Here is a 13,685-nt window from a genome sequence, read left to right as displayed (position 1 = left end):
GCAATATAAAAAACCGCTGTTAGACAGCGGTTTTTTTTATGGTTCAAGCTTTGTTTAAGGTAATTGCTGGATTGGACTGCCACCTAATGCCTGCATTAAAGTCACATAGGCATTGTACTGGTTCTGTCGGGTTTGTACCAAAGACAGCCGTGCATTCCGTGTGGTTTCCTGCGCATCTAGCAGGTTCTTTAACGCCACCGCGCCATTACGATAACGTACTTCAGTCAGACGTTCGGTACGTTCAGCCAGTTCGACATTACGTTGCTGCAAAGTGACTTGCTTACTGATTTCAGTCCGGTTCGACAAGGCATTTTCCACATCGGCAAAGGCTTCATACATGGTCTGGCGATATTGCATAATCGCTTTTTCATATTCCAGCTCATTGACTTGCAGATCACGTTTCATGTCATTCCATTGCAGGAAGGGCAAGGTCAGACCCGCACCTAAAGTCGCCACCGGATTCTTCAACGCATTTGAAAGCGAGGTACTGCTGCCAATACCTGTGGTCAAATTCCCAGTCAGACTGATTGAAGGATAATAACTGGCTTTGTTGGCATCCTTATTGGCCAGCGCTTTACGCAAACGTAGTTCAGTCGCTTGGAGGTCGGGACGACGGGACAATAAACTCGCGGGTAAGTCGGCCTGAATACTCGGTAATTGAATATTCGGTAAACGGCTTGGCTCCTGAATAGAAAGCTGTTGTACTGGCATATGCAGCAATACTGCGAGGCCGGTACGCGTTTCCACCCGTTGCTGCTCAATCTGGCTTAAGGTGGCTTGCTGGCTTTGAATCGCCTGTTCGGCCTGGGTTAAATCCAGACCGGACACCGCACCGGCACGATATTGTACCTGCACCAGATCATAGGTTTTTTGCGCTGTTGCCAGATTTTGCTGTACCACGCTATAACGCTCGTTTAAATAAGCCAATTGCCAGTAAAGCTGTGCCGTGGTGCCAATCAGGCTCTGCGCCGTCGCCTGTAAGTCCTGTGCAGATGCCAAGGCTTCCCAGCGCGCCGCTTCAGTCTGATTGGCCAGTTTGCCAAACAGATCCAGTTCATAGCTTAAGCCCGGATAGCCCAGTGAAAGACCCGTCGAAGCATTGCTGCCACCCTCCAGATCAAAACGCTGACCCGTTGAAATTCGTGCATCACCGACACGGACGCCTTGCTGGCTTTGTGCCTGTCTGGCCTGAATGCGCGCCTGCTGTAAACTGATGCCAGCCACCGCCAGATCTGTATTCTGCGCCAGCACTTGATCGACCAGACTGTTCAATTGCGGATCTTTAAATAAGGTCCACCATTGATCTGCCAGAATGTCGGCATGGATCTGCTGACTTAAAACCTTATTATTTTGAAAGTTGCCCGGCATATTGATCGCAGGCTGCTCATAAGGTGTTTTTACCACTGCCGCACAACCGGTCAGCGAGCTTCCCAGCAACAGGGCACTGGCAAGCTTGGTTAAATTCATTTGCATATCAGGTTCCTTATTCGCGAGAAAGCGCATCGACTGGATTCAGACGAGCGGCATTACGTGCCGGGATAAAGCCAAACACAATTCCAATCAGGCTTGAGCAGACAAAGGCAGCCACAATCGAAGTGGTTGAATAGGCCATCTGGAAAGTACCGCCGGCAAAGTGTGTAATTAGCTGGCCAATCCCGAGCGAGAGCAGCACACCCAAAATACCGCCTAAAATACACACCAGCACTGCTTCAATCAGGAATTGCTGCAAAATATCACTTTGACGTGCACCTACTGCCATACGTACCCCAATTTCCTGAGTACGTTCAGTCACGGACACCAGCATGATATTCATCACCCCGATCCCGCCGACCACCAGTGAAATCACAGCAATCGCCGAAATTAAAAGCGTCATAGTCGCTGTGGTCTGCTGAATGGTTTCACGAATACTGTCGGCATTCTGGGTAAACACATCCTGCGCGCCATGGCGCTGTACCAACAGGTTTAAAATTGCATTTTCAGCCGCCGCACTTGGATATTCATCCTTAATCCGCACAATGATGCTGCGAACGTTAGATTGCCCCAGCATACGACTCATCACGGTAGAATACGGCAGGTAGACATTCAGGCTGTCATTATTGCCCATCATGCCTTTTTGTGCATCAATCACCCCGATAATCCGGCTCGGGACGCTACCCAGTAAAATCACCTGACCCACCGGATTAGTACCATCTTTAAAGAAGGTATTTTTGGTATTGGTGTCAATGACAACATCTTGTGCCTGTTGCATGACGCTACTGCGGTCAAAGGGCTGACCGGACTGGAAAGTCATGCCACGCACATAAAAGAAATCTTCGCTGACGCCATTGACCGTGGTTGAGGCTTCAATTTCTTTATAACGGCCGGTAACACTGCTGTTCACCGACGGACTGACGCCATCAACATAAGGTTGTTCGGCCAGCGCATCGGCATCGGCTGGAATCAGGGTCTTGGCTTGTGAAGATCTGGAATTGTCTCCGAAGCCCCGCCCCTGAAATACGGTAATGGTATTGGTGCCCAGACTGCTGATATTTTCCAGAATCTGCTTCTGTGAACCATTCCCCAAAGCCACCACTGAAACCACCGAAGCGATACCGATAATGATTCCGAGCATGGTCAGGAAAGTCCGCATACGATGCGCATTCATGGCCAGCAATGCCATACGGAAGGCTTCACCTAGACGGTCAACCGCAGAACGCCATGAAGAAATCTTCTTTTGTTGATTACGGATCAGCGGCTGCTTTTCCAGATGGTCTTCGGCTTCAGGCACATTCGGCTGATCGGAAATGATATTCCCGTCTGAAATTTCAATGATTCGTGTCGCGTTTTTTGCCACATTATGATCATGCGTAACCAGAATGATGGTATGACCCTTGGCATTCAGTTCGCGCAAAATACGCATCACCTCAATACCGCTGTTCTTATCCAAGGCACCTGTCGGCTCATCGGCCAGAATCACATCACCGCCATTCATCAGCGCACGGGCAATCGACACACGTTGCTGCTGACCGCCTGACAGTTGACTCGGACGGTTCTGGGTTTTTTCGCCCAGACCCAGATCGGTCAGAATCTTGACCGCACGCGCATGCCGTTCCGATGAATCTGCACCCGCATAAATGGCAGGGACTTCGACATTGCCTGCTGCGTTTAAATCGCCGAGCAGGTGATAACGCTGAAAAATAAAGCCGAAATATTCACGACGTAACTGCGCCAGTTCATCTGCTTCCAGTTCCCGGGTTTCACGGCCTTTGACCTTGTAGCTACCCGTGGTGGGTTTGTCCAGACAACCCAGAATATTCATCAGGGTTGATTTACCCGAACCGGACTGGCCGACAATCGCCACCAGTTCACCCGGATAAATCTCCAGATTCACCCCTTTTAAAATCTGGACTGTGCCTTCACCCGCAGGGAATTCACGTACCAGATTTTTCACCTCGAGCAGAGGCTGCTGTTGTGAATTCATGCTTACATTCTCATTGGGCCACGGCTATTACCACCGCGTTTTGCTGCATCATTGGAAGTATCAGAACCATCGGCAATCACCACCTGATCACCACGTTTTAAACCTTTCAGCACTTGTGCAGTGGCACGGTTATTCAAACCGATCAGCACAGGGGTTGGTTTTGCAGTACCATCGGCTTGCAAGACACGAACCATGGCACGTTGCGCTTTGCCTTGTTCAATCAGCGCAATTTCAGCGTCAGACAGATTTAGGCGGGCAGGGCGTTCAGCGGCAGGACGATTGCCTTGAGTTGATTCAGTTTCAGGACGTGCTGCTGGATTAGCTTCGCTACGGGAACCTTCTCCGCGAGAACCTTCACCCCGATTGGCACGTGCCGGACGATTTGAGCTCTGAATCGCAGCGGCTGGAATGGTCAGCACATTTTTAGCTTCATCCAGCACGATATAAACCTGCGCCGTCATATCAATACGCAGTTTGCCGTCTTCATTTGGCACATCAAATAAAGCGTTGTAATACACCGCAGAACTTGACGATGAACCAGATGTATTTGAATCGGTATTAATCGAATTGGGTGCAGGTTCAACCTGACGTAGTTTGGCGTAAATCTTTTTCTCGTTATTGCCCAGCGTGGTGAAATAAACGGTTTGGCCTTCTTCCACTTTCATCACATCTGCTTCAGAAATTTCAGCTTTGATGGTCATGGTGTCGAGCTTGGCCAGTTTCACAATGGTCGGTGCACTTTGATTGGCATTCACGGTTTGACCTTCTTCGGTCACAATCGCCACAATCGTGCCATCCATCGGTGCCACAATCTGGGTATAACCCAAGTCTTCTTTGGCAGTTGCCAAGGTCAGGCGCGACTGTTCGATCTGTGCATTGATTGCCGTGATATCGGCCTGAGCCGTTTTATAACTGGCAAATGCAGATTCCAGCTCTGAACGGGAAGTCGCATCCTGTGCATACATGGCTTTCTGACGATTGTATTCAGCTTCAACTTTGGCCAGATTCGCCTGTCTCACCGCAAGCTGTGCCATCTGGTTTTTAATGCTGGCTTCAGCAGTTTTTAAATCATTTTCCTGACGAACAGAATCAATTCGTGCAATCAGCTGACCCTGTTTAACCTGATCACCGAGTTCCACATACATTTGTCTCACTTGGCCAGAAACCTGGGCACCTACGCTGACCATTTTGGTGGCTTCTAAAATACCGGTCGCCAGTACAGAACTTTCAATATCACCCTGCGTCACTTCAGCAGTAATATACTGTGGCGGCTGTTCTTTAGGTTTGAGGAAATACCACCCCGCAACGATTAACACAATGGCAATCACGGCGGCCATAATTAGTTTCGTCGGTTTTATTTTTGGCATATTGAGTACGAATTCGGATCAAAGATAGGGATTGATTATAAAAGCGAAATTGGGATAAATCGTGAATTTTTTGAATTATAATGAGAATTATTTTCTATTGGCTGATTTCTGAAAATATCGTCCATACAGACCATTTTAAAATGCTCCATGAATTGCTTGTTCTGACATTGATAACAGGATTTGACCCTCTATAGATAACATCGATCCTGTTTAAAAGATCATCAGGTGACTCTTGAATAAAATGATCACTGTCCCCAACAGTATTTTTTCAATCAAAGCGCTGCACAAATAAAATCGAGTGTGAATCAATAAAGACATAAGACCAAACATACTAGATTTGTTGTGTGATATTTGTTTTAAGGCTGTTTCTGGCTTAATTTTCCTCCCTTTAGTCCCAATAGCAAAAACCAGTTGAAAATTAAGTAGAAAAAAAATTAAAAACCCATGTTTTATATATGGATTTAAATAAATAAAGCTTGTAAGATTTAATTCCATAAAAAAATTATGGTTTTACCACTTAACAAGAAAATGCACATTTATTGTGCAAAAATAATACAACTTTGATGAGGGTTTAACGATGGAATGGAATGAAAGCTATAATATTGGAATCGACGTAATCGATAATCAGCACCGTCAAATTTTAGATTATATCAATGCTTTGGAGCAGGTAAAAAGCACAGGAGATCGCGATCGAATCAAAGAGGTCTTGGAGGATTTAATCGATTATACCCAGTCACATTTCAGCTTTGAAGAAAACCTGCTGGAACAGGTCAGTTATCAATACCTACCTTCGCATCGCGGTATACATGAATTATTTGTGAAACGACTCAATGATTATCGTCTCAAGTTCGAGAAGGGAGAATCGATTGAAAATGATTTATATCGTTTATTGTCCAAATGGCTGATCAATCATATTCAACATGATGATCAGGACTATGTCGATGCAGTGCGCGATAATATGTTGAGTTATTTACGTGCTCAGGAAAGCAAAAAAGGCAAGGGCTGGTTTGCACGTTTCTTTGGTTAAGCACTCGGCGCTAAAAATAAGCGTTGACCGCACATTTCAGCAATGGCCTGTAAGATGAGATGTTCAGGGTTCTCTTTGGACATTCCTTTAATGGCTGCATCAATACGGATTAACAGCTGGGGCCAGCTCAAAAAGCGTTGGGGGCTGAGACGGCGTAAAGCTTGCTGATATAGCCCGACTTTGGTTTTCCAGATTCCAATTTGCAAGGCATTTTGCGGCTGTTCAAACAATTGCATCAACAGACGCATTTCCTTGCTCAGGCTCCATAAGATCAGGCTCATCGGTTCACCTGAAGCGACCAGATACTGGAAAATCTTGATCGATTGCGAGAGATTGCCTTGCAGCAGGGCATCACTCAAATCATAGGTGCTATAGCGTGATTGATCCTGTAAGCAGGCATATAAATGATCAATCTGAATCACATCAACTTCAGCAAAGGTGTCACTGACCCGCATCAGGCTGTTTTTGGCTGCCAGCAAGTTGTGCTCATGATGCTGTTCCAGCCATTGCCAGGCATCATGGGCCAGTTTAATCCCCAGTTTCTCTGCTTCAACTGCCAAAATTTGCTGACGATCGCGTGGATAATTTGCAGTAAGCGCAACGCAGACACCATTGGCCTCAACCGTCTGGAAGAAGCTGGATTTGAGGCTGCTCGCATCTTGCTTGGGCATAACGACCAATAGCAGATTATCACTGTCTTGTTGTAAATAGCTTTTCAGCAGTTTGAGGCTACTGGCATCTGGTTTGATATTGCCATGCACTTCAACTGCCAGTTGGGTTGAGAACAATGACAAACTGTTCAATGCATTAAAGACATTTTTCCACTCAGAAACTGAACTGACATCATAACGTTGACGTTCGATGTCTTTGGCTTGCCAATGTGTGCGAAAGGCATCGATCAGGTTTTGTTCTAGCAAAGGCTCTTGACCATGCAAGACCCAGGCACCGCGAGCTTCATCGACACGTTTTAGGGCTTGCAGATAGTCAAGTTTCATAAGGCGTTCTTATTGAGCAGGTTGCGCTGGGGTATTTTGTTTGGCCAAGGGTAGGCGGTTCGATGAAATCTGACGCGCGATCTGCTGTGCCACATCATCAATAATCACCTGATTGAGAAACTTTTGTTCCTGGTCATCAGTGTTGACTGTTTCAATGTCATATTGATAAGTACGCGTTGCCACCACAGTGCGTGGTTCAGTGATCGGATTGCCTTGTGCATCTTCAATGCGAAAAGTCACATTTAAACGTAGCAAGGTTTCTACCAGCTTACCATTCAATTCTAAGCGGCGCGGCGTGTAATCGAGAACACGTAAAACATAAGCTTCTGGTGCATTACTGAGTTGTACGCCCGCAGCACCTAAATAAACCGCCAGCTTTTCTTGTAATTCTTCAGTATTGGGGGGTAAAGAAAGGCTCATAACAGAATAGGCCACAGGTGCCGAGCTTGGGTTGGTGCCTTTCAAATGGAAGCCACAACCGACTAAGCCTGCACTTAGACCACAAGTTAAAACAATTGCTGCTAAACGTTTGCCTAAATGCATGAGTATCCTCTTTTTCCCTCAGGGAAATATTTGAAATCCTGAACCGGATTGTAAAGTCAAAGCCCGCTGGCTGGCAACGGGCTTTGTTTGGGAATTGTGAAATCCTTTTGTTCCCTCATCCTAACCTTCTCCCAGAGGGAGAAGGAATTTCTCGCTTCTTTTAGGAGATGAGAAACATTGTTTCGCAAGAGGATGAGGATGTATATATTTACCTCTCCCTAACCCTCTCCTGAAAGGAGAGGGAATGTAAGGACTTAAACCACCAAGTTCACCAACTTATTTGGAACAACAATTTCTTTCTTGGTTGGACCAGTCAAGAATTGCTGAACTTCAGGCAATGCTTTGGCTTGAGCCAAGATGTCATCTTTAGAAGCATCTACAGATACTTCAAGCTTGCCACGAAGTTTACCGTTGACTTGAACCACGATGGTTTGCGTATTACGTGTCAGCGCAGATTCATCTACTGCAGGGAATAAAGTTGAATTCAATTCAATCCCAAATTCAGCCAATAAAGTCTGGGTTAAATGCGGTGCAAATGGTGCAAGTAAAGTTAATAGCGTTGTAATCGATTCACGTGCAACAGCAACGTCATTGTCATCTCGGGCTTCAAACTTGTTGTTCGCGTTTAGAAGTTCCATCAATGCAGCAATTGCAGTGTTAAATGCATGACGACGTTCGATGTCATCACCGACTTTTTGGATGGTTTCATGAGTTTTACGACGTAGGTCTTGTGCAGCCGTAGACAGTGCCGCTTTGTCGATGTTTGATGCACCGTTACCTTTTTCAAGGAAGCCTGTTGCTAAACGCCATACACGTTTCAGGAAGCGGTTTGCACCCTCAACACCGGCGTCAGACCATTCTAGTGATTGATCTGGTGGAGCTGCAAACATCATGAACACACGTGCCGTATCTGCGCCGTACTGGTCAATAATTGATTGCGGGTCGATACCGTTATTTTTCGATTTCGACATTTTTTCCTGACCACCAACAATTACGTCCTGACCATCACCTTGGTATTTCGCAGACAGAATACGCCCTTTTTCATCACGTTCGAGGTCGATATCTGCAGGGTTAAACCAGGTTTTCTTGCCTGATTCAGCTTCACGGTAATAAGTATCTGCCAAAACCATACCTTGAGTTAACAGGTTGGTAAATGGTTCATTACCTTGTACTACACCTTCATCACGCATCAATTTGTGGAAGAAGCGTGCATAAAGTAAGTGCAGAATCGCGTGTTCAACACCACCGATGTATTGATTTACTGGAAGCCATGTTTGAGCAGCTTCAGGTTTAACTAAACCATTAGTAAAATCAGGAGATGCATAACGTGCATAGTACCAAGATGACTCTACAAAGGTATCCAGCGTATCTGTTTCACGACGCGCATCACCACCACAGCTTGGGCAAGTGGTTTGATAAAACTCAGGCATCTTGTTCAATGGATTGCCTGAACCGTCTGGAACCACGTCAGTCGGAAGGACAACAGGAAGTTGCTCTTCAGGCACCGGCACTTGACCACATGATGGACAGTTAATCATTGGAATTGGACAACCCCAATAACGCTGACGGGAAACACCCCAGTCACGTAAACGGAATTGAACTTTAGAGCTTGCCAGACCTGTTGGTTCTAGTTTAGCTAGGAATGCATCGTATGCACCCTGAAAATCTAGACCGTCAAACTCGCCTGAATTCACCAGTTTGCCTTCTTTCGAACCGTACCATTCTTGCCATTCTGTTGCAGAAAAGTCGCTATCGTCAGCGCCTTTGGCATCAATGACTTGTTTGATGCTTAAGCCATATTTATTGGCAAATTCGAAGTCACGCTCATCGTGTGAAGGCACCGCCATCACCGCACCTGAACCGTAAGACATCAACACATAGTTGGCGATCCAGACCGGAACTTCTTCACCAGTCACAGGATGCTTAACAGACAGGCCTGTTGCCATACCTTTCTTCTCGGCAGTCGCAAGATCCGCTTCAGCAACTGAACCCATACGACATTCTTCAATAAATGCAGCAAGTTCAGGGTTGCCTGCTTCTGATTGGAGAGCAGCAGCTTTGAGTGCCATTGGGTGTTCTGCTGCAACAGCAACATAAGTCACGCCCATCAACGTGTCAGCACGTGTGGTAAAGACTGTTAAGCCTTCAGCGTAGATTTCTGGATTTGCTGAAGGGAAACTAATGTCCATCCCTTGTGAGCGACCAATCCAGTTACGTTGCATGGTCAGAACTTGTTGAGGCCAACCGTCTTTCAATGTGTCTAGATCATCTAATAATTCTTGCGCATAATCGGTAATGCGGAAGTAGTACATTGGAATGTCACGTTTTTCAACCAATGCACCTGAACGCCAGCCGCGACCATTTTCAACCTGTTCGTTGGCAAGAACAGTCTGATCGACCGGATCCCAGTTCACTGTTGAAAGTTTACGGTAGATCAAGCCTTTTTTATAAAGCTGAACAAATAACCATTGTTCCCAGCGATAGTATTCTGGGGTGCAGGTCGCAAATTCACGATCCCAATCTACTGCAAGCCCGAGTTTTTTTAACTGGTCGCGCATGTAGGCGATATTTTCAAATGTCCATTTTGCTGGTGCAACCTGATGTGCAATCGCTGCATTTTCAGCAGGCAGACCAAAAGCATCCCAACCCATCGGTTGCAGCACAGTTTCACCTTTTAAGCGATGAAAACGGCTGATCACGTCACCAATGGTATAGTTACGCACATGACCCATATGCAGCTTGCCACTTGGGTAAGGGAACATCGATAGAATATAACGACGTGGACCTTCTACTTTGTCGGCAACTTTAAAGGCTTTGCGAGATTCCCAATCCTGTTGGACTTGAGGCTCAATCGCACTGGCTTGATATTCGGAATCAATGTGAGTAGTCATAAACGTATCAGTGAATTACGGTGAAAAAAGTCTGTTGCACAGCATAGCGCAAAATGCACCTAAAAGTGAATTTTGCGCCGGCATTTCCCGAAGAAAAAACACGCTGTTCTATATGGAGGTATCTTATAAAGCGACTGCACGATTTTTAGATTGCTGCAAGGCTTCGTTCGCTTCACGTTGTTGCTGGTCCTGATTCGCAGGAACTTGAGGGACTTGTTGCTGTTGTTCTTGCGATATGTTCTCGGTTTGCACTTCAGTTTTAGCCGTTCTAGGTGATGCCGGTGCTGAATTTTTCCAGCCATAAGTATCCACTGTGGTGGCTTTTTTTGCAGATTTCGGCGGTGGCGTCTTGGTATAATGCGTGACGCCTTTCGCATCGACCCATTTATGATACTGAATCGCGGAAGCGCTGGTGCTGCAGATGCTCAAAACAACTGCGCAACTCAAACTGAAAGTGGTTAAAAAAGATATTTTCATTGTTCTTGGGCCTCGGCTTGCTAGGCATGGAATACTGCAATTATTGTAGTGATATTTTCAGTAAAAATGATGGATTTTTATCTGCTTTATTCAAAGCTAACTGCTTAAATAAGCACAACCTAAAGGATGAGATGTCATAGACAAATCTTCGTATACAAAAATTATTGATAAACAATTTCCTTTCATTTAATAAAAATTCATTCATTTTTTTTATATAAGACATATTAAAAATTTATAAAATTAAACCATTAACTCTATGAATTTTATTGAATTAGGTGAATAGGAAAGACAGTCAATGCATGGTTCTCAGTTGATATTGCTGTTAAAAACAGCAGATCTAGGCACTATAAGTATGGATTGTCTGTTTTTTAAACTTGACTTTAAAGCCTGAAAACACAAGAATGCTGCAATAGTTTTATATGCCTTAGATCGATCACCCTTCGACTAAGTGTCATTTCATGCAATGGGCGATTTCTCTAGCCGAGAAATTGAACAAAGCTAAGCAAAATATGTTTATCCCAACATGTTTTAGATCCCGTATTGCTCGAACAGCGAAGAGATCAGATTTTTTTCCTATTGCTATGAAAACTATGAATTTTGTGTGCTATAACAGTGCAGACAGTTAACAAATGAAACACTGCAAATGCCTCCCATTTGTGCAGTGAATAATATTAGGGTGAATCACGTTGGAACTTCTATCTGGTGGTGAAATGCTTGTTCGCGCATTAGCGGACGAAGGCGTTGAACATGTTTTTGGATACCCAGGCGGCGCAGTTCTTCATATTTATGATGCGCTATTTCAACAAGACAAAATCAATCATTATCTCGTACGTCACGAACAGGCTGCCGGTCATATGGCCGATGCTTACTCACGCGTGACAGGCAAGACTGGTGTTGTGCTAGTGACCTCAGGTCCGGGCGCAACCAATACGGTAACGCCAATTGCAACAGCCTATATGGACTCAATCCCGATGGTGATTTTGTCAGGTCAGGTTGCGAGTCATTTGATTGGTGAAGATGCATTCCAGGAAACCGATATGGTCGGTATTTCACGTCCGATCGTGAAGCATAGTTTCCAGGTGCGTCATGCCAGCGAAATTCCTGCAATTATCAAAAAAGCCTTCTATATCGCATCATCAGGTCGTCCAGGCCCTGTGGTGATCGATATTCCAAAGGATGCGACCAATCCTGCAGAAAAATTTGCTTACGAATACCCAGAAAAAGTGAAGATGCGTTCGTATCAGCCACCATTCCGTGGTCATTCAGGTCAAATTCGTAAAGCAATTGAAGAATTAATCAACGCTAAACGCCCAGTGATTTACTCAGGCGGTGGTGTAGTTCAAGGCAATGCTTCAGCACAATTGACAGAGCTTGCGCATTTATTGGGTTATCCAGTGACCAATACCTTGATGGGTCTAGGCGCATTCCCGGGTAATGATGAACAGTTCATCGGTATGTTGGGTATGCACGGTACTTACGAAGCCAACATGACCATGCACAATGCAGATGTAATTCTGTGTGTGGGTGCGCGTTTCGATGACCGTGTGACCAACAATCCTGCGAAATTCTGTCCGAATGCAAAAGTCATTCATATTGATATCGACCCAGCGACGATTTCAAAAACCATTATGGCGCACATTCCAATTGTCGGTGCTGTAGAGCCTGTATTGAATGAAATGTTGAATCAGTTGAAACAGCTGAATGTTTCTAAGCCAAATCCTGAAGCGATTGCGGCATGGTGGAAACAGATCAATGAATGGCGCAAGGTTCACGGCGGTCGTTTTGAGGCAGGTGTTGATGGTGTAATGAAGCCACAACAAGTGGTTCAGGCATTGGACAAAGTGACCAATGGCGAAGCAATCATTACTTCTGACGTCGGTCAGCATCAAATGTTTGGTGCGATGTATTACAAATACAAACGTCCACGTCAATGGATCAACTCAGGTGGCCTAGGCACCATGGGTGTAGGTTTGCCGTATGCGATGGCTGCGAAGCTTGCATACCCAGAACAGCAAGTGGTGTGTATCACGGGTGAAGCATCGATTCAGATGTGTATCCAGGAGCTTTCGACCTGTAAGCAATATGGCCTGAATGTAAAAATTCTGTGCTTGAATAACCAGGCTTTAGGGATGGTAAAACAATGGCAAGATATGAACTATGAAGGACGTCATTCAAGTTCTTATGTAGATTCATTGCCTGACTTTGCCAAACTGATGGAAGCTTATGGTCATGTCGGTATTCAGATTAACCATGCCGATGAGCTAGAGTCGAAACTTGCAGAAGCGATGGCGATTAACGACAAATGCGTATTTATTAACGTGATGGTAGATCGTACCGAGCACGTTTATCCGATGTTGATTGCGGGTCAATCGATGCAGGATATGTGGTTGGCTAAAGGGGAGCGCACTAAATGAGACATATTATCTCTGTACTCGTAGAAAACGAGTCAGGCGCGCTTTCCCGCCTAGTCGGCTTGTTCTCACAGCGTGGCTACAACATCGAAACATTGAATGTTGCTCCGACTGAAGACCCAACGCTTTCACGTTTGACATTGACCACTTATGGCGATGATCACAAGATTGAACAAATTACCAAACAGCTCAACAAGCTGGTTGAAGTGGTGAAAGTGGTTGACCTGTCTGAAGGTGCACACATTGAGCGTGAATTGATGCTGATTAAAGTAAAAGCACTCGGTTTATCTCGTGACGAAATTAAGCGTACTGCGGATATTTTCCGTGGTCAGATTGTTGATGTCACACCGACAACCTATACCATTCAAATTGCCGGTACGACTGAAAAAGTGGATGCGTTTATCGATGCACTAGCAGAACACACCATTTTAGAAGTCGTGCGTTCAGGTGTTTCTGGTATCGCACGCGGTGAAAAAGTACTCACCATCTAAATTTTAAAGTATTTCCTCATCCT

10 protein-coding genes are annotated in these 13,685 nt (G+C 45.3%); 3 read left to right on the top strand and 7 right to left on the bottom strand.

The features are described 5' to 3' along the window. Nucleotides 1–54: 54 nt before the first annotated feature. Genes LOZ91_RS07715 through LOZ91_RS07705 form a run of 3 tightly spaced genes read right to left on the bottom strand, consistent with a single transcriptional unit; the run spans nt 55 to nt 4,827 of the window. Nucleotides 55–1,473, bottom strand: coding sequence for an efflux transporter outer membrane subunit (locus tag LOZ91_RS07715; protein ID WP_159516231.1), 1,419 nt, complete (start codon nt 1,471–1,473; stop codon nt 55–57). A gap of 10 nt (nt 1,474–1,483) precedes the next feature. Then, complete coding sequence (locus LOZ91_RS07710; RefSeq protein WP_005095636.1) at nt 1,484–3,460, bottom strand: MacB family efflux pump subunit; 1,977 nt, start codon at nt 3,458–3,460, stop codon at nt 1,484–1,486. 2 nt (nt 3,461–3,462) lie between these two features. Beyond that, nucleotides 3,463–4,827: a MacA family efflux pump subunit gene (locus tag LOZ91_RS07705; RefSeq protein WP_244782951.1), complete on the bottom strand. Its 1,365-nt coding sequence runs from the start codon at nt 4,825–4,827 to the stop codon at nt 3,463–3,465. A gap of 577 nt (nt 4,828–5,404) precedes the next feature. Here LOZ91_RS07705 and LOZ91_RS07700 point away from each other — a divergent pair. Further along, nucleotides 5,405–5,854, top strand: coding sequence for a bacteriohemerythrin (locus LOZ91_RS07700; protein ID WP_005172715.1), 450 nt, complete (start codon nt 5,405–5,407; stop codon nt 5,852–5,854). On the opposite strand, the gene holA is transcribed toward LOZ91_RS07700, so the two are convergent. The 4 genes from holA to LOZ91_RS07680 form a co-directional block, all read right to left on the bottom strand. Beyond that, on the bottom strand, nt 5,851–6,849 hold the full coding sequence (holA, locus tag LOZ91_RS07695; protein ID WP_074384021.1) for a DNA polymerase III subunit delta: 999 nt from the start codon (nt 6,847–6,849) through the stop codon (nt 5,851–5,853). The two genes, LOZ91_RS07700 and holA, sit on opposite strands and share 4 nt — an antisense overlap. Nucleotides 6,850–6,858: 9 nt before the next feature. Continuing rightward, on the bottom strand, nt 6,859–7,392 hold the full coding sequence (locus LOZ91_RS07690; protein ID WP_218208823.1) for a hypothetical protein: 534 nt from the start codon (nt 7,390–7,392) through the stop codon (nt 6,859–6,861). Nucleotides 7,393–7,646: 254 nt separating this feature from the next. Continuing rightward, nucleotides 7,647–10,283, bottom strand: a complete 2,637-nt coding sequence (leuS, locus tag LOZ91_RS07685; RefSeq protein WP_244782950.1) for a leucine--tRNA ligase — start codon at nt 10,281–10,283, stop codon at nt 7,647–7,649. A gap of 123 nt (nt 10,284–10,406) precedes the next feature. Beyond that, nucleotides 10,407–10,760 carry a DUF4124 domain-containing protein gene (locus LOZ91_RS07680; RefSeq protein ID WP_244782949.1) on the bottom strand — a complete coding sequence of 118 codons (354 nt, stop codon included), beginning with the start codon at nt 10,758–10,760 and terminating at the stop codon, nt 10,407–10,409. Between the two features lie 686 nt (nt 10,761–11,446). Between LOZ91_RS07680 and LOZ91_RS07675 the strand changes: the two genes are divergently transcribed. Together LOZ91_RS07675 and ilvN are read left to right on the top strand one after the other, a co-directional pair. Then, a complete protein-coding gene (locus LOZ91_RS07675) occupies nt 11,447–13,174 on the top strand; it encodes an acetolactate synthase 3 large subunit (protein WP_244782948.1) in 1,728 nt (575 codons plus the stop codon). Then, entirely contained in the window at nt 13,171–13,662 is a 492-nt protein-coding gene (gene ilvN, locus LOZ91_RS07670) for an acetolactate synthase small subunit (RefSeq protein WP_005095657.1), read from the top strand. Before LOZ91_RS07675 ends, ilvN begins: the two co-directional genes overlap by 4 nt. Nucleotides 13,663–13,685 lie beyond the last annotated feature (23 nt).

Origin of the sequence: Acinetobacter sp. F-1, assembly GCF_022869025.1 — a bacterium.
Lineage (GTDB): Bacteria > Pseudomonadota > Gammaproteobacteria > Pseudomonadales > Moraxellaceae > Acinetobacter > Acinetobacter pseudolwoffii.
The sequence above is the reverse complement of the archived record's forward strand: the minus strand, read 5'-3'. Positions and strand labels throughout refer to the sequence as shown.